This window comes from Mordavella massiliensis (genome assembly GCF_016901695.1).
GTDB lineage: Bacteria > Bacillota > Clostridia > Lachnospirales > Lachnospiraceae > Claveliimonas > Claveliimonas massiliensis_A.
Genome location: NZ_JACJKS010000007.1, coordinates 22,561 through 38,039, shown reverse-complemented (window position 1 = coordinate 38,039; position 15,479 = coordinate 22,561). Strand labels below are relative to the sequence as shown.

The 15,479-nt window shown below is 60.6% G+C and carries 15 protein-coding genes and 1 pseudogene; 8 read left to right on the top strand and 8 right to left on the bottom strand.

Features of this window, described 5'->3' with window-relative positions; genetic code table 11:
• The first annotated feature begins 159 nt into the window (after window positions 1-159).
• The 6 genes and pseudogenes from H6A20_RS06520 to mutY all read left to right on the top strand — a co-directional run bounded on the left by H6A20_RS06520 (window position 160) and on the right by mutY (window position 4,969).
• Window positions 160-750 carry a DUF1444 domain-containing protein gene (locus H6A20_RS06520; RefSeq protein WP_204906333.1) on the top strand — a complete coding sequence of 197 codons (591 nt, stop codon included), beginning with the start codon at window positions 160-162 and terminating at the stop codon, window positions 748-750.
• Window positions 731-1,570, top strand: coding sequence for a Cof-type HAD-IIB family hydrolase (locus H6A20_RS06515; protein ID WP_204906332.1), 840 nt, complete (start codon window positions 731-733; stop codon window positions 1,568-1,570). The genes H6A20_RS06520 and H6A20_RS06515 overlap by 20 nt, the downstream gene beginning before the upstream one ends.
• A gap of 18 nt (window positions 1,571-1,588) precedes the next feature.
• A complete protein-coding gene (locus tag H6A20_RS06510; protein WP_207750384.1) occupies window positions 1,589-2,419 on the top strand; it encodes an undecaprenyl-diphosphate phosphatase in 831 nt (276 codons plus the stop codon).
• 90 nt (window positions 2,420-2,509) lie between these two features.
• Window positions 2,510-3,181, top strand: a complete 672-nt coding sequence (locus tag H6A20_RS06505; RefSeq protein WP_204906331.1) for an HAD family hydrolase — start codon at window positions 2,510-2,512, stop codon at window positions 3,179-3,181.
• 12 nt (window positions 3,182-3,193) lie between these two features.
• Window positions 3,194-3,883 (top strand): annotated as a pseudogene (gene sfsA, locus H6A20_RS14080) (DNA/RNA nuclease SfsA); the annotation flags it as partial.
• The gene (mutY, locus tag H6A20_RS14075) at window positions 3,869-4,969 is read left to right on the top strand and encodes an A/G-specific adenine glycosylase (protein ID WP_476739008.1); all 1,101 of its coding nucleotides are present in this window, start codon (window positions 3,869-3,871) and stop codon (window positions 4,967-4,969) included. The pseudogene sfsA and the gene mutY, both read left to right, overlap by 15 nt.
• A 56-nt stretch (window positions 4,970-5,025) precedes the next feature.
• On the opposite strand, the gene H6A20_RS06495 is transcribed toward mutY, so the two are convergent.
• The 3 genes from H6A20_RS06495 to H6A20_RS06485 form a co-directional block, all read right to left on the bottom strand.
• Window positions 5,026-5,448, bottom strand: a complete 423-nt coding sequence (locus H6A20_RS06495; RefSeq protein WP_204906329.1) for a bacteriohemerythrin — start codon at window positions 5,446-5,448, stop codon at window positions 5,026-5,028.
• 52 nt (window positions 5,449-5,500) lie between these two features.
• On the bottom strand, window positions 5,501-6,172 hold the full coding sequence (locus H6A20_RS06490) for a phosphatase PAP2 family protein (RefSeq protein ID WP_204906328.1): 672 nt from the start codon (window positions 6,170-6,172) through the stop codon (window positions 5,501-5,503).
• Between the two features lie 130 nt (window positions 6,173-6,302).
• Window positions 6,303-7,241, bottom strand: coding sequence for a diacylglycerol/lipid kinase family protein (locus tag H6A20_RS06485; protein ID WP_204906327.1), 939 nt, complete (start codon window positions 7,239-7,241; stop codon window positions 6,303-6,305).
• A gap of 158 nt (window positions 7,242-7,399) precedes the next feature.
• On the opposite strand from H6A20_RS06485, the gene H6A20_RS06480 reads away from it, so the two are divergent.
• Window positions 7,400-8,350 carry a type II CAAX endopeptidase family protein gene (locus H6A20_RS06480; protein ID WP_204906326.1) on the top strand — a complete coding sequence of 317 codons (951 nt, stop codon included), beginning with the start codon at window positions 7,400-7,402 and terminating at the stop codon, window positions 8,348-8,350.
• 11 nt (window positions 8,351-8,361) lie between these two features.
• Here H6A20_RS06480 and hydF read toward each other — a convergent pair whose 3' ends face one another.
• The 3 genes from hydF to hydE are packed head-to-tail and all read right to left on the bottom strand — an operon-like array spanning window position 8,362 to window position 12,142.
• Window positions 8,362-9,615, bottom strand: a complete 1,254-nt coding sequence (hydF, locus tag H6A20_RS06475) for a [FeFe] hydrogenase H-cluster maturation GTPase HydF (protein ID WP_204906325.1) — start codon at window positions 9,613-9,615, stop codon at window positions 8,362-8,364.
• 29 nt (window positions 9,616-9,644) lie between these two features.
• Entirely contained in the window at window positions 9,645-11,066 is a 1,422-nt protein-coding gene (gene hydG, locus H6A20_RS06470) for a [FeFe] hydrogenase H-cluster radical SAM maturase HydG (RefSeq protein WP_204906324.1), read from the bottom strand.
• A 29-nt stretch (window positions 11,067-11,095) separates the two neighbouring features.
• A complete protein-coding gene (gene hydE, locus H6A20_RS06465; protein ID WP_204906323.1) occupies window positions 11,096-12,142 on the bottom strand; it encodes a [FeFe] hydrogenase H-cluster radical SAM maturase HydE in 1,047 nt (348 codons plus the stop codon).
• A 337-nt stretch (window positions 12,143-12,479) separates the two neighbouring features.
• Here hydE and H6A20_RS06460 point away from each other — a divergent pair, with 337 nt between their 5' ends.
• On the top strand, window positions 12,480-13,724 hold the full coding sequence (locus tag H6A20_RS06460) for an MFS transporter (RefSeq protein WP_204906322.1): 1,245 nt from the start codon (window positions 12,480-12,482) through the stop codon (window positions 13,722-13,724).
• A 12-nt stretch (window positions 13,725-13,736) separates the two neighbouring features.
• Here H6A20_RS06460 and H6A20_RS06455 read toward each other — a convergent pair whose 3' ends face one another.
• Window positions 13,737-14,903 carry an aminotransferase class I/II-fold pyridoxal phosphate-dependent enzyme gene (locus H6A20_RS06455; RefSeq protein ID WP_204906321.1) on the bottom strand — a complete coding sequence of 389 codons (1,167 nt, stop codon included), beginning with the start codon at window positions 14,901-14,903 and terminating at the stop codon, window positions 13,737-13,739.
• A complete protein-coding gene (locus tag H6A20_RS06450) occupies window positions 14,900-15,391 on the bottom strand; it encodes an Lrp/AsnC family transcriptional regulator (RefSeq protein WP_204906320.1) in 492 nt (163 codons plus the stop codon). The genes H6A20_RS06455 and H6A20_RS06450 overlap by 4 nt, the downstream gene beginning before the upstream one ends.
• Between the last annotated feature and the right edge of the window lie 88 nt (window positions 15,392-15,479).

The following is a 15,479-nucleotide window of genomic DNA, read 5'->3' as shown; positions in this document are numbered from 1 at the left end:
TACATTTCCTTTCTCTCGGCGAGATGAACAGCCGGGCAAATATATTTCCGTGCCCGGACGCTTATCTATTATACTACAAATTGCTTTATTAAGCAATTTTTGTTATGATAAATAATATAGAAATTTTAAAGAATATTATACCTGAGAGAGGAAAAATTTATGAAAAAATACGAGGAAGAACACTATCTGCTGGAAAATATAAAGGATAAGATCTATCCGTGGGTTAAGGAGGAGCTGCGCGATATCCATGCGCTGAACGGCAAGGATATCTCCGAGAAAGACACTCCTCTGATCTCCTTTGTGGGGGATCTGACCGTCATGCTGGTCATACAGCGGGGGGAGGACGCATATGAGATCATTAAGGATAACATGCTTCCCCCGGACTGCGATATTGAGCAGCTCTACTACACCGCCTGCGAGAACCTGGCAAAGAATGTGGAGTATGTCATCGGACACACCTGGTTCGGCGGCATGGTGATCGTGGCGGACGGCTACCACGAGGCCAGCTCCCTGTGCCTGAAACACATCTGGGACGTCTGCGCCCAGAGGCTGGAGGACGATCTGGCGATCATGGTGCCCTCCAAGGATATGGTCGTCTTCGTGCCTGCAGGGGACGAGGTGAAGCTCCAGCGCCTGATGGAGTTCGGGAACGAGGCCTATGAGAGGAGTCAGGACAGAGTCAGCAGGAACCTGCTGCTCTTTACAAGAGAGGGAAAGGAGCTGCTGGCGTATGACAAAGTGCAGCACTAGGATACGGATGGTCGGACTGGACCTGGACGGGACGCTCCTGACATCGGAGAAAGAACTGACAGAGCATACGAGGCAGGTGTTGACCGAGGCCATCCGAAGAGGCGTGGTCGTTCTGCCGGCCACCGGGCGTCCGCTCACGGGGATCCCGGAGAAGGTCCTGCACTTCCCGGGCATCCGCTACGCAGTGGCATCCAACGGCTCCCGGATCGTAGATATGAAGGAGGGGAAGGTGCTTTTGGAGCAGCTTGTCCCCTATGAGACAGGGCGGAAGGTGCTGGAGATCTGCAGCGGCTGCGACGCCATGCTGGAGGTGTACTACGACGGCGTGGGATACGCGGACAGGGAGAAGCTGGCGCGGATCCATGAGTATGTCCCGGCGGCGCCCATGGCCCGGTACATAGCAGGCACGAGACAGGGAGTGGACGACGTTCTGGCGCTGTTTGAGGAGAGAAAGGCGCCCACGGACAAAGTGCAGGCGATCTTCCCTACGGAGGAACTGTGCAGGGAAATGTGGGAAAAAGTAAAAAAAGAGGTGCCGGATATTGAAATCACGGGCGCTTTACGCAATAATATAGAAGTGAATGCAAAAGGCGTCAACAAGGGGAGAGGGCTCCTGATGCTGGGAGAGATCCTGGGGATCCGCAGGGAGGAGATCATGGCCTGCGGGGACGGCGCCAACGACATCGCGATGCTCCGGGAGGCAGGCCTTGGCGTGGCCATGGAGAACGCCCTTGACACAGTGAAAGAGGCGGCGGATGTGATCACCCTCTCCAACGACTGCGACGGAGTGGCGGCTGCCATTGAAAAATATGTATTGTAAAGTATAAGGAGATTGAAAATGATACTGGATATTCTGAAAGTTATTGTCCTCGGTATTGTAGAGGGGATCACAGAGTGGCTTCCGGTCAGCAGCACCGGCCATCTGATCCTGGTGGGGGACGTCCTGAAGCCGGACCTGAGCGATGCCTTTATGGAGATGTTCAACGTGGTGATCCAGCTGGGCGCCATCATGGCGGTGGTCGTGCTGTACTTCCACAAGCTGAACCCGTTCTCGCCGAAGAAGTCGCGGAAGCAGAAGATGCTGACCTGGCAGATGTGGATCAAGGTGGCTATCGCGTCCGTGCCTGCGGCGATCGTGGGACTGCTCTTCAACGATTACCTGGACGCCCTGTTCTATAAGCCGCTTCCGGTTGCAGTCATGCTCATCGTCTACGGTATCCTGTTCATCATCGTAGAGAACCGGAACCGGCATGTGCAGCCGAGAGTGACGAAGATCTCGGAGCTGACGGTCCAGATGCTGATCTGGATCGGTGTGTTCCAGATGCTGGCGCTCATACCCGGAACATCCCGCTCCGGCGCCACCATCGTGGGCGCGCTGATGATCGGCATCTCGAGAGGGGTGGCGGCAGAGTTCACCTTCTTCCTGGCCATCCCGGTCATGTTCGGAGCCAGCTTCCTGAAGATCCTGGGCTTCGGGCTCTCCTTTACGGGGAAGGAGGCGGTCATGCTGCTTCTTGGCTGCGTCGTATCCTTCGGTGTGTCCATCGCGGCGATCAAGTTCCTCATGGGATACATCAAGCAGCATGACTTTAAGATCTTCGGCTATTACCGGATCATTCTGGGCGCGGTCATCATTGTCGCTTCGATCGTGCAGCTGATCCTCAGGTAAGATACGTAACATGGGATGTGGCATTGCCGGGACGGTGATGCCACCTCTTTTTCTTTGCCATGACGGCAATTTCAGACAGGGAGGAAACAAATGATCAGGGCAGTTTTATTTGATATGGACGGAACGCTTATCGACACGGAGAAGTACCTGACACGGTTCTGGCGGCAGGCGGCCCGGGAGTACGGAGTGGAGATGACGAGGGAGGACTCCTATGTGCTGCGCAGCTTTGCCAGCCGGTATGCCAGCGTGTGGTTCCGGGAGCGGTTTGGCGCGGACGCGGACTACATGGGCATCCGGGAGAGGCGCAAGGAACTGATGAAACGGCACCTTGAGGAGAACGGCATAGAGAAGAAGCCCTGGGTGGACGCAACACTGCAGGCGCTTAGGGAGGCCGGGTACCTGCTGGCAGTGGTAACGGCCACCGACGAGGAGCGCACCCGGCAGTATCTGACGCAGACGGGGATGCTCCCCTACTTTGACAGGCTCGTCTGCGCCACTATGGTGGAGAGGGGGAAGCCCTACCCGGATGTGTATGTCTATGCCTGTGACCAGATCGGCTGCCGTCCGTCCGAGTGCCTGGCGGTGGAGGACGCGCCAAACGGCGTGCGTGCGGCTGCGGGGGCGGGGTGCCATGTGGTCATGGTGCCGGACCTGACAGCGGCGGATGAAGAGCTGCGGACCATGCTGGACGGGGAGCTGCCGGACCTGAAGGGACTGCCGGACTTTGTCCGGCGCATGAGGGACCGGGAAGGACAGGTGTGACGGGAGACAGCTATGAGATACGAGAGGATATATGAAGGCAGATTCCTGGACCGGCCGAACCGGTTCATTGCCCATGTGGAGATCGGCGGGAACCGGGAGACGGTCCATGTGAAGAACACCGGCCGGTGCGCGGAGCTTCTTGTGCCGGGGGCGCAGGTGTATGTGCAGAAGGCGGACAATCCAAAGAGAAAGACACAGTGGGATCTGATCGCGGTGAGGAAGGGGGAGCGGCTCATCAATATGGACTCCCAGATCCCCAACGCCCTTGTGCGGGAATGGCTGGAGGAGACGGAAGACGGCAGACGGTTCCTGCCTGGGCTCACATGCCTGCGGCCGGAGTACACCTGGGGCAGTTCCCGGATCGATCTGTGCGCGCAGGCCGGGGAGAGAAAGATGCTCATTGAAGTTAAAGGGGTGACGCTGGAGGAGAACGGGGTGGTCCGGTTCCCGGACGCGCCCAGCGAGCGGGCCGTAAAGCATATGGAGGAGCTTGCGCAGGCTGTGCGGGAAGGCTGGGAGGCCGCCGTGTTTTTTGTCGTGCAGATGGAGGACGTCTCCTTCTTTACGCCCAACCGGGACACGCACCCGGCCTTTGCGGAGGCGCTTCGCCGGGCGGCCGGGGCAGGCGTCCGGATCGCGGCCTGGGACTGCCACGTGGAGCCGGACCGGTTGTATATCCGGAGGGAAGTGCCGGTGGTGCTGGACGATCCGGTCCTTTGGGAGATCCGGGAGCCCCTTGTGAACTGGTACAGACAGAACCGGCGGGATCTGCCCTGGCGGCACAACCCGGACGCCTACCGGGTGTGGGTGTCGGAGATCATGCTGCAGCAGACCCGGGTGGAGGCGGTGAAGCCCTACTATGAGCGGTTCCTTGCTGCCCTCCCGGATGTGAGGGCGCTGGCGGAGGCGCCGGAGGACCGGCTCCTGAAACTGTGGGAGGGGCTTGGCTACTACAACCGGGTCCGCAACATGCAGAAGGCGGCCCGGCAGATCGTGGAGGAATACGGGGGCGTGTTCCCGGACCGGTATGAGGACATCCGCGCCCTGACAGGCATCGGGAGCTACACGGCGGGGGCGGTGAGCGCCTTTGCCTTCGGCCTGCCCCGTCCCGCTGTGGACGGCAACGTGCTGCGGGTCGTCTCCCGGCTGCTGGCCAGCAGGGAAGACATCATGAAGGCCTCTGTCCGGAAAAAGACAGAGGAGGCGCTGGAGGAAGTGATCCCGGCGGACGCGGCCGCTGATTTTGACCAGGGGCTGATCGAGCTGGGCGCCCTCGTCTGCCTGCCGGGCGGGGAGCCCCGGTGCGGACAGTGCCCCCTCGCCTTCTGTTGCCGGGCGAGGGCGCAGGGGATCCAGAGCGAGCTTCCCGTGCGGGCGAAGGCAAAGGCGCGGCGGGTGGAAGAGCGGACGGTCTTTATCTTCCGGGACGGGGAGAGCGCCGCCCTGCGGAAACGGCCGGCCAAAGGGCTCCTGGCGGGGCTCTACGAGCTGCCCAGCGTGGAGGGGCATCTCACCATGGAGGAGGCGGTGGCCTACAGCAAGAGCATCGGCCTTGTGCCGGTGCGCGTGCGGGAGCTGGGGCCGGCCCGGCATGTGTTCAGCCACGTGGAGTGGGACATGATCGGCTATCTCGTGCAGGTGGATGAGCTGGAGAAATCCTGCCGGGAGGAGATGCTGTTCATACATCCGAAGCGGGCCCAGGAGCGGTACGCCATTCCCTCGGCCTTTGAGAAGTATGCCGGCTACCTGGAGATCCGGGTCGGCAGTGAGAGATACAGGAACGAATAAGAAAAAAGACTTCCGCATAGGGGAAAGCGGAAGTCTTTTGCCTTTTGGAATCTGTTTTACAGGCGCTCGTTGCTCTCGCGCATGAATTTGTACTCGGCTACAGAGCGGTCAAAGCCCTGGATGTGCACATACAGCCATTCGATGACCTTCTCCTGCACCTTTGCGACGAAAGCCGGGGAGGGGCCTTCCTCCTCCTGGAGCATCTCCTGCAGGTCCGCGATGGTCTGCCTAAAGATGTCGTGCTGCTCTTTGTGCTTCTGGAACCCGGGGTAGTCGATCTCTCTCTGGAGCTGCTCCTCGGCGGAGAAGTGGAAGTTGGTGTAATCCTCCAGATAGTCCAGCGTGCGCACGGCAACAGCCTTGTCGTTGCTCTGCTCGCAGCTCTCCATTACGGCGTTGATCTTTCCGATCAGCTCTTTGTGCTGGGAGTCGATCATCTCATTTCCCGTTGCCAGGTTATCGGTAAATTCCGCGTACATAGGTTCATTCCTCCTTAAAGTAAACATTTTATATCAAAGGTCCAGCCCTTTGTTATCCGGTCCGTACAGGCTGATGGGAGAGGCTGGGCGCCTTCTTCCCGGCCGGTGCGTAGACGAGGAAGTACAGGATGCCTGCCAGCGCCATGGCGGCAAACACATCCGTCACAGAGTGCTGCTTTAGGAACACGGTGGACAGGACGATCAGGCCTGCCAGCGTGAAGGCGGCCGGCTGCACCCATCTCTTCTTCCGGAGCGCGTAGCTGTGCCCGATGGCAAAGGACGCGCCGAGGGAATTAAACACGTGGATGCTGGGCAGCACGTTCGTGGGCGTGTCCGTCCGGTAGAGCCATCCGACTGCCTCTGTGAAGATATTATCCCGGGGGAAGACTGCGGGACGCAGATCCAGCCCGTTCGGGAAAAACGTACATATGATCAGAAAGACCGTCATGCCTGAGAAGAGGAATGTGCACAGTCTGTAAAATCCCTTCCGGTCCGTGAAAAAGAAGTAGGCCACAGTGGCCGCGATGAACAGGAACCAGAGGAAATAGGGGACGATGAAGTATTCCACAAACGGGATATAATCGTCCAGCGGCGAGTGGATCAGGTAGTAGTCGGTGCGCACATGCCGCTCCAGATACGTGAACCAGGGCATGTAGATCAGGCCGTACAGCAGCACCCAGGCGTGCCGGTATTTTATGATAAGTTTCTTCGCCTTTTCAAACATATTGATACATCCTTCCGATGCGGTGCATTCTATCCATACTTAGTTATATTCCAATTCACTCGGATTATAACACGAAAAAAAATATTCAACAAGGCGGTTTACGGTTTCTTAATAAAATCCCTGCTCTTTTTTAAGATCCCGGCGCGATGACACGCAGACGCCCCGGCGCCAGGCTGATCTCCATGCGCCGCTGCAGGAAGACGGGTTCGCCGTCCGTGTGGACGGGCAGGGCTGTGTCGCTTGTGAGGACAGCTCTCTCAAAGGTGCGGATGGTGATGCCCTTTGCCCTTGTGTGGGCGCCCTTCAGGGCCAGCGGCAGAAGGAGCAGCGCCCGCAGGCGGGAGACGCCGGATACGGCGATGAGATCCAGCCTGCCGTCGCAGGGGTCCGCGGCGGGGCAGAACATGAAGCCGCCGCCCTCGAAGGGATGGTTCATGGCTGCCGCGAAGAGGACGTCCGGAAACGTCAGCGTCTCCCCGCCGTCCAGAGTGACGGTACATGTGGCGCGGCGCAGGAGGCGGAGCCGGTCCAGGGCGATCAGCGCGTAGGTGAGCTTTCCCAGATGGAGCCGGTTGAGCACGGGCTTGAGCCGGGAGATCACAGCCTGGTGGCAGATCGCCGCGTCAAAGCCCAGGCCGGCGCTGACCGCAAAGCGTTTTGTGCGGGTGCGGCCTGCGTGGTCGCTGTAGGCGATCTGCCCCGCGTTCATGGGGGCGTGTCCGGGCGGGGAGAGCACCAGCCTGAGGGCGGCCTTTGGATCTTTCGGGATGCCGAGGGAGCGGGCAAAATCGTTGCCGGACCCCACCGGTATGTAGCCGAGGATGACCCGGTCGAGATCCCGGATCCCGTCCACCACTTCGTTTACCGTGCCGTCGCCGCCCAGGACGATGATGGTGTGTTCCTTCCCGTCCGCCGTGAGTTCGCGGGCCAGGCGGGTGGCGTGGCGCTGGTATCCGGTCTGCCAGGCCCGGTAGGGGATGTGATTGTCTTTAAGGACCGGCTCCAGCCGGCTCCATATCTGTCCGCCAAGCCCGGAGCGGGATGCGGGATTGATGATGAATGTGTACATGGGATTCTCCTTTGCGGGGATCGTGCAGCAAAAGCTGCCTGTACTGAAAGTATACCCCCAAAACCGGAGGCGGGCAAGAAGCAGGTTTCTTGACATCTGCCGCTGCCGGTGCTATAGTAACGTATACATAAAAGCTTGAAAGGAAGGCTGGTTACAGGATGGAGAAAAAGAAATTAAGGCCCTGGATGGCTGTTCTCTTTGTACTTGCGTTTGGATTGGATATCTTTGTGCTGAGCGGTTTCCTCGGGGCATGGTTCGGCGTGTGGGGGACGCTGCTCCACGAGATCGTGCTGGCGCTTCTGGCGGTTCTTCTGGCGGCGCTTCTGCGCGCGGACCTGCGCAGTGTCTTTCCCTTCCGCCGCCCCCGGGCGGTGAAGACCGCCGGCACGCTGGTGCTCTGGCTGGGGACGTTCCTGGCGGCCATGGCGGTGACCATGCTCGTCTCCTACTTTTTCCCCCAGGAGGTGATGGGGGCAAGCCAGGATCTGCAGGACATCATGGTGAATATCCCGGTGCTCTTCTCCCTGTTCCTGGTGGCCCTGACGCCCGCCGTCTGTGAGGAGATGGCGTTCCGCGGCGGCTTCCTTAGCTGCCTGCGGGGACTGAAGAGCAAGTGGGCGGGCATCCTCATCGTGGCGGCCGTCTTCGGCATGTTCCACGGCAGCGTGTGGCGGTTCATCCCCACGGCGATCCTGGGGATCTCCCTCGGGTATCTTCTGGTGGAGACGGACAATCTGTTCTACAGCATGCTGTTCCACTTTGTGAATAACGCGGTGCCTGTGCTCCTCCTTGGCCTGCTGAGCCTGCTCCCGGTGGAGGAGCTGTACGGAAGCGGGGGGATGGAGGCGGTTCAGACAAGCATATCCAGCCATCTGCCGCTGGCCTCTGTGGCGGTCTACATCATCTTCTCCTGCGGCTCCCCCTTCCTCATCTACATCGGGAGATACCTGATCCACCGGGGGGAGCCCGGATACGAGGGGGGCCTGTTCCCGGCGGACAGAAAAAAGACGCTGTTTGTCCTTTTGGGCGTCAGCGCCTATATCTTCCTGATCGGCCTCATCCTGTACCTTGGTTCCGTAGGCCCGATGATGCGGTATATGGCTCCCTGACAGGGAGCCTTTTACAGGAGCGGCTGAAGGCTCCGGTTCAGGATCCCGCTCATGTGCGCGATGGCGGTTCCGTAGTTTGTCATGGGGATCCCGGCGTCGGCAGCGCAGGCGAGACGGTACTTCATCTCCCGCTCGTTCAGCATGCAGCCGCCGCAGTGAATGATCACCCGGTACCCGGACAGATCCTCCGGGAAATCCGCGCCGCTTGTGAAGGAGAAGGCAAGGTCATCCGGCCCCGCGAGGCGCGTGTGCCGGCGGATGAGGGCAGGGAGTTTTACCGTGCCGATGTCCCCGCACTGCCTGTGGTGGGTGCAGCCTTCGCACAGGAGGATCCGGTCCCCTCTTCGCAGCGTATCCAGAGCCCTGGCGCCTTCTGCCAGGGCTTTTAAGTTCCCTTTGTACCTGGCGAAGAGGATGGAGAAAGAAGTGAGCGGGATCTCCTCCGGGACAAGAGACGCGACGAAGGGGAAGACCTGGCTGTCTGTGATGACAAGATCCGGGCGAAGCCCCGGGCGGCCGTCCCGGCCGGAGAGGAACTCTCCCAGCTCCGTGTCCCGCGCGGTGACGGCAAAGGCGCCTGCCTCCAGGATGTCGCGGATGGTCTGCTGCTGGGGCAGGATAAGCCGCCCTTTCGGAGCCGCCTTGTCGATGGGGACGACAAGGCAGACGAGATCCCCGGGGCGCAGCAGATCGCCCACGATCCGCCGTTCGCTGTCCTCCCGGGGAGCCAGGGCAGCCAGATTCTCCTTCAGTTCCCGGATCCCGAGACCTGTCCTGGCGCTGACAAAGACTGTTTTTGCGCAGTCTTTTCCCGCCTCTTTCCATGCGGGGGCCGCCAGGTCTTCTTCCGTCATAAGGTCCGCCTTGTTGACAGCCAGGATGCAGGGGATCTGCTTCTCGCGGATGAGGCGCAGGATCTTCGCGTCCTCCTCTGTGAAACCGGGTTCCCCGGCCTGCGGTCCGGCGCCGTCCACAACAAGGACGGCGATGTCTGTCCGGTTCAGCGTCTGGCGCGCCTTCCGGACGCGGAGCGCGCCAAGCTGCCCGGTGTCGTCCAGGCCCGGGGTGTCGGTGAGGACCACAGGCCCCAGGGGCAGCAGCTCCATGGCTTTGGACACGGGGTCCGTGGTGGTTCCCTTCCGGTCGGAGACGATGGCCAGATCCTGGGAGGTGAGGGCGTTGATGACGCTGGATTTGCCGGCGTTGCGCCGCCCGAAGATGCCGATGTGGGTCCGCTCGGCGGACGGGGTGCTGTTTAAGCTCATAAAGTCCTCCTTTTTTTGGCGGCGCCGGATCAGAACCGGAAATCCCGCCGGTTGTTCTCCCGGATGAGGCACAGGTTTTCCTCTACCACGGCCCGGGCTTTGGGGTTCGGCACGTTCCTGATCTCCCGGTCGATGAGCCGGTCGCCGATGGCTTTTGTCTCCGGGGAGGCATAGTCCATCAGGTATTCCTCCAGGGTCATCAGGGCGTTGGGGTGGCAGCAGTTCTGGATCTGCCCGCTCTTGCACAGGGACATGAAGCGGTCGCCGGTGCGCCCCTCCCGGTAGCAGGCAGTGCAGAAGCTGGGGATGTAGTCCATCTCCATGAGCCAGCGCACGACCTCGTCCAGGGTGCGGTTGTCGATGACGTCAAACTGTTCGGAGCGGGCGTCCTCCGGCTCCGGTTCGCAGTAGCCGCCCACGCTTGTGCGTGACCCGCCGCTGATCTGGGAGATGCCAAGGTGGAGCACCCGCTCGCGGCAGGCCTTGCTCTCCCGGGTGGAGATGATCATGCCCGTATAGGGAACGGCGATGCGGATGCAGGCAACCAGCTTGGCGAAGGTGTCGTCGTCAATGCCGTTCTTGAAGGAGCTGGCGTCAATGTCGTCGGCGTCCCGGAGACGGGGCACGCTGATGGTGTGGGGGCCGACGCCGAAGGCTGCCTCCAGGTGCTCCGCGTGCATCAGAAGACCGGTGAACTCATAGCGGTACTTGTCCAGGCCGAAGAGCACGCCGATGCCAACGTCGTCGATCCCGCCCTCCATGGCCCGGTCCATGGCGGTGGTGTGGTAGTCGTAGTCATGCTTGGGGCCGGTCGGATGGAGCGCAAGGTAGCTCTCCTTGTGGTAGGTCTCCTGGAAGAGGATGTAGGTGCCGATGCCGGCCTCCTTGAGCAGGCGGTAGTTGTCCACCGTGGTGGCGGCGATGTTGATGTTGACCCTGCGGATGGCGCCGTTCTTATGTTTGATGCTGTAGATGGTGTTGATGCTGTCCAGGTAGTATTCCATGGTGTTGTGCACGGGATCCTCCCCGGCTTCCAGGGCCAGGCGCTTGTGGCCCATGTCCTGGAGGGCGATGACCTCCCGCCGGATCTCCTCCTGGGAGAGCTGCTTCCTCGGGATGTGCCTGTTCTTCATGTGGTACGGGCAGTAGGTACAGCCGTTGATGCAGTAGTTGGACAGATACAGAGGCGCGAACATGACGATCCGGTTGCCGTAGAAGTCCTTCTTGATCTGTTCGGCCAGGGCATAGATCTCCTGGTTCTTCTCCTCGATGTCGCAGTCCAGAAGAACGGCGGCGTCCCGGTGGGAGAGGCCCCTGCGCTTCCTGGCCTTCGCGAGGATCTCGTCGATGAGGGCCTCATTGTGCCGGTTCTCCTCCGCGAAGGCGAGAGTCTCCAGGATCTCCTGGTGGTTAATAAAGTCGTCGGGGTGTCTGGAATTCACATCATACATCTTTCTTTCCTCCCTTGTTTTGTTGTGTATCACTGATTCAGGGAATCGCCCCGGCCCACCGCGATGCGGCGGCCGATCCCCTCCATCCGTCTCCTTAAGTCTGCAAGCCCCTCCGCCGACTCGGCCCCGGAGGAGAGCTTGCCCTCGTAGAGGGCGTAGTCCCCGCGTCTGTCGGGCGGGGACAGGTTGGGCATGATCACATTTGCCCCGGCCAGGATCCCCTGCTCGCGCCCGTCGCTGCAGATGGACCCGAGGGCCGTGGTGGCGGGCAGCAGCACCTTCGGCAGCATGAGCCGCAGAAGCCCCAGCATGTAGAGCGTCAGCTCCAGGGTGCCCGCCGGCTTTCCGGCAAAGGGCGTATCCCGGTGGGGGATGAAGGGCCCGATGCCGATCATGTGCGGGTCTAACTCCTTCAGGTACAGCATGTCCCGGGCCAGATGTTCCGCCGTCTGGTACGGGGAGCCGACCATGAAGCCGGCGCCCACCTGGAAGCCGATGTCTTTCAGGTCGCGCAGGCAGGCCTGCCGGTGCGCGGCGTGCAGGCAGGCCGGGTGAAGCCTTGCGTAGTGGCTCTCGTCGTATGTCTCGTGCCGCAGCAGGTACCGGTCCGCGCCCGCGTCAAAAAGGGCCTGGTAGGAGGCCCGCTCCCGCTCCCCCACGGAGAGGGTGATGGCGCAGTCCGGAAATTCCCTCCTGATGCGGCGGATGAGGTCCGTCAGGCGCGCATCGGTGAAATACGCGTCCTCCCCGCCCTGCAGGACGAAGGTGCGAAACCCCAGTTCATAGCCCTGCCGGCAGCAGGCCAGGATGACGTCCTCTGTAAGCCGGTAGCGGCGGATCTTCCCGTTGCTCTTGCGGATGCCGCAGTAGTAGCAGTCGTTCCGGCAGTAGTTGGTGAACTCGATGAGCCCGCGGATGTAGACGCCCCGCCCGTAGTGGGCCAGACAGGTCTCCCGGGCCAGGCGGAAGAGTTCGTCCGCCGCATCCGGGGACCGGCCCTCTATGACCCGGATCCACTCTTCAAAGGTGAGAGCGTGGGTCTGGTGCAGCTTGCCGATCAGCTCCCGTGTGTCCATGGTTCCTCCCTTCCCCGCCGGTCCTGCCGCAGTGCGATCCTCGCGGAGCGTTTTTGTTTCATTGGAAAGCCATTTCCTGTGAAATGAAAAAGGCCTGCGCACGCGGCGCAGACCTTATATAAGAATACAATACTCCCACTGTCTGTTTGTCCATGCGCCTTTTTGCTCAGGTGCGGCCCTTTGCAATCAGTACGTAATTCCTGTCTATTATAGCATGAAACAGGGGAAATAGGAATACTTTACACAAACTTTACAGTTTCCTGTTTGCAAATTTAAAAACCGGGAGTATACTGAAAAAGTATGTGCAGATCTATCGGATAAAGGAGAGTAGAGAACTATGAAGAATTACACGCCGCTCGAGAGAGCGTGGATCCTCTATGATGTGGGAAATTCAGCCTTTGTGCTGCTCATCTCCACCATCATACCGATCTACTTCAACTATCTGGCGGAGGAGGCGGGACTTTCCTCTGTCACCTACCTCGCCTACTGGGGGTACGCGGCCTCTGCGGCTACCCTGGCCGTGGCTGTCATCGGCCCGGTGTTCGGCGCGGTGGCGGACACGAAGAACTATAAGAAGAAAGTCTTCCTTGTCTCCGTGCTGGTGGGCGTCGCCGGCTGCGTGGCCATGGGTGTGGCCGCCACCTGGCTTACCTTCCTTGTTATCTTCGTGATCGCCCGGATCGGCTATTCCTCCAGCCTCGTATTCTACGATTCCATGCTCCATGACGTGACGGAGCCGGAGCGGCTGGACGACGTCTCCTCCCAGGGGTATGCCTGGGGGTACATCGGCAGTTGCATCCCGTTCATCGTAAGCCTCGGCATCGTGCTGGGGGCAGGAAGCCTCGGCCTCACCATGCAGGCGGCCATGGGCGTCTCCTTCCTCCTTGTGGCCCTCTGGTGGCTTCTCGCCTCCACCCCGCTGCTGCGCCGGTACAGGCAGATCCACTATGTGGAGAAGGAGCCGGGCATGGCGGCGGAGAGCTTTGTGCGCCTGTGGCGCACCTTAAAAGAGCTGGCCCGGGACCGGAAGGTGCTGCTCTTCCTTCTCGCCTACTTCTTCTATATCGACGGCGTGTACACCATCATCGACATGGCAACCGCCTACGGGACGGCGCTGGGACTTGACACGACAGGCCTTCTCCTGGCCCTCCTTGTGACTCAGGTGGTGGCGTTTCCCTCGGCCATCGCCTTCGGGAAGCTGACGAAGAAGAACCGCTCCGAGAACCTGATCACCGTCTGCATCCTGGCCTACACAGCCATCGCTGTCTACGCCATGTTCCTGGCGACCCAGGCCCAGTTCTGGGTGCTGGCTGTGTGCGTGGGCCTCTTCCAGGGCGGGATCCAGGCCCTCTCCCGGTCCCATTTCGCCAAACTGATCCCGCCGGAGAAGTCGGGCGAGTACTTCGGCATCCTGGATATATGCGGCAAGGGCGCGTCCTTCATCGGCACGACGCTTGTGGGCGTGGTGTCCCAGATCACAGGCAGCACGAACATGGGCGTGTCCGTGCTGGCTGTTGTGTTCGCTGTGGGATTTGTCCTGTTCCGGGTGTCGGTCAGCCGGAACCGCAGGGCTGCGGACTAAAAGCGACCGGACCTATCCCCGCAGCCGCGCGATGAACCGCTCCAGCCGCCCCAGGGCCTCTTTCAGGTCCTCCAGGGAGTAGGCGTAGGAGATCCGCAGGAATCCTTCCCCGCAGTCCCCGAAGGCGGTGCCCGGAACGACGGCCACCTTCTCCTCCTGGAGGAAGCGCGTGGCGAACTCCTCGGAAGTCATGCCGAATTCCCGGATGGAGGGGAAAGCGTAGAAAGCGCCGTACGGCTCAAAGCAGGAGAGCCCCATCTTCCGGAAGGCGCTCATGAGGAACCGGCGCCGCTGGTTGTAGGACTCCCGCATCCGCTCCACGTCGGGCCCGCAGTTTTTCAGCGCCTCCACAGCCGCGTACTGGCTGGTGGTGGGGGCGCACATGATGGCGTACTGGTGGATCTTGGTCATCTGCTCCACGATCCGGGCCGGGCCGCACACGTAGCCGAGCCGCCAGCCGGTCATGGCAAAGCCCTTGGAGAACCCGTTGATGACAAGAGTCCGCTCCCGCATGCCGGGCAGGGAGGCGATGGAGCAGTGGGCGCCGCCGTAGGTGAGCTCTGCGTAGATCTCATCGGAGACGACGTAGAGGTCGTGCCCGATCACCGCCTCGGCGATGGGGGCGAGATCCTCCTTCGTCATGACTGCCCCGGTGGGGTTGTTGGGGAAGGGGAGCACCAGGATCTTTGTCCGGGGCGTGATGGCTGCCTCCAGCTCCTCCCGGGTCAGGCGGAAGTCGTTCTTCTCCTGCAGGGGGATGGTCACGGGCACGCCGTCCGCCAGCACGGCGCAGGGCAGGTAGGATACGTAGCTCGGCTGGGGGATGAGGACTTCATCGCCCGCGTCCAGCATGGCCCGGAAGGCCAGGTCGATGGCCTCGCTGCCGCCCACGGTGACCAGCACTTCCCCGGCCGGGTCATAGTGGGTCTGTATGGTGCGGTCCAGGTAGCGGCTGATCTCCTCCTTCAGCTCCCGCAGCCCTGCGTTGGACGTGTAGAAAGTGCGTCCTCTCTCCAGGGAGTAGATGCCCTCCTCCCGGACGCGCCAGGGCGTGTCAAAGTCCGGCTCGCCTACGCCCAGGGAGATGGCGTCCTCCATCTCGCTTACAACGTCAAAGAATTTCCGGATCCCGGAGGGAGCCAGGGAAACGGCTTTTCTGGATAATGGGTCTCTTGTCATGGTGTGATCAGCATCCTTTCTCCTTTAGTCTTTTTTTCGAGTATGGTCCCGTGGTCCTTATATTTCTTCAGAATGAAATAGGTGGCTGTGCTGATGACCTCCTCGATGGGGGAGAGCTTTCCGGAGACAAAGCGGGAGATTTCCTGCAGCGTCTTGCCCTCGATGGTGACGAGCAGGTCGTAGCCGCCGGAGATGAGGTACACGGCGGACACCTCCGGGTAGTTGCAGATGCGCTCCGCCACCCGGTCGAATCCCTGATCCCGCTGGGGAGTCACCCGCACTTCGATGAGGGCGTTGACTTCCTCCGCCCCTGCCCGGTCCCAGTCAATGAGTGTATGATAGCCGCAGATGATGTGTTCCTTCTCCATGTCAGCCACCTCGTTTGCCACGGTGGCTTCGTCTGTCCCGAGAAGCACGGCCAGTTCTTTCAGGTCGATCCTGCTGTTTGTCTCAAGCGTGAGCAGGATCTGTTCTCTGATCTTTTCCATATGACATACTGTCCTCCTTTTTGCGCGTATAAAAGGTATTATACGGCAAAATGCTGCGTTTGTCATTCTCATTTTCAGAAAAATATGC

What these genes read in the sequence shown, in the direction of transcription:
- hydF (WP_204906325.1), bottom strand. Translation starts at nt 9,615, where the DNA reads ATGAGCTTAAACAGCACCCCGTCCGCCGAGCGGACCCACATCGGCATC.
- H6A20_RS06485 (WP_204906327.1), bottom strand. Translation starts at nt 7,241, where the DNA reads ATGTACACATTCATCATCAATCCCGCATCCCGCTCCGGGCTTGGCGGA.
- H6A20_RS06495 (WP_204906329.1), bottom strand. Translation starts at nt 5,448, where the DNA reads ATGTACGCGGAATTTACCGATAACCTGGCAACGGGAAATGAGATGATC.
- H6A20_RS06480 (WP_204906326.1), top strand. Translation starts at nt 7,400, where the DNA reads ATGGAGAAAAAGAAATTAAGGCCCTGGATGGCTGTTCTCTTTGTACTT.
- H6A20_RS06520 (WP_204906333.1), top strand. Translation starts at nt 160, where the DNA reads ATGAAAAAATACGAGGAAGAACACTATCTGCTGGAAAATATAAAGGAT.
- H6A20_RS06460 (WP_204906322.1), top strand. Translation starts at nt 12,480, where the DNA reads ATGAAGAATTACACGCCGCTCGAGAGAGCGTGGATCCTCTATGATGTG.
- H6A20_RS06450 (WP_204906320.1), bottom strand. Translation starts at nt 15,391, where the DNA reads ATGGAAAAGATCAGAGAACAGATCCTGCTCACGCTTGAGACAAACAGC.
- H6A20_RS06455 (WP_204906321.1), bottom strand. Translation starts at nt 14,903, where the DNA reads ATGACAAGAGACCCATTATCCAGAAAAGCCGTTTCCCTGGCTCCCTCC.
- H6A20_RS06515 (WP_204906332.1), top strand. Translation starts at nt 731, where the DNA reads ATGACAAAGTGCAGCACTAGGATACGGATGGTCGGACTGGACCTGGAC.
- hydE (WP_204906323.1), bottom strand. Translation starts at nt 12,142, where the DNA reads ATGGACACACGGGAGCTGATCGGCAAGCTGCACCAGACCCACGCTCTC.
- H6A20_RS06505 (WP_204906331.1), top strand. Translation starts at nt 2,510, where the DNA reads ATGATCAGGGCAGTTTTATTTGATATGGACGGAACGCTTATCGACACG.
- hydG (WP_204906324.1), bottom strand. Translation starts at nt 11,066, where the DNA reads ATGTATGATGTGAATTCCAGACACCCCGACGACTTTATTAACCACCAG.
- H6A20_RS06510 (WP_207750384.1), top strand. Translation starts at nt 1,589, where the DNA reads ATGATACTGGATATTCTGAAAGTTATTGTCCTCGGTATTGTAGAGGGG.
- H6A20_RS06490 (WP_204906328.1), bottom strand. Translation starts at nt 6,172, where the DNA reads ATGTTTGAAAAGGCGAAGAAACTTATCATAAAATACCGGCACGCCTGG.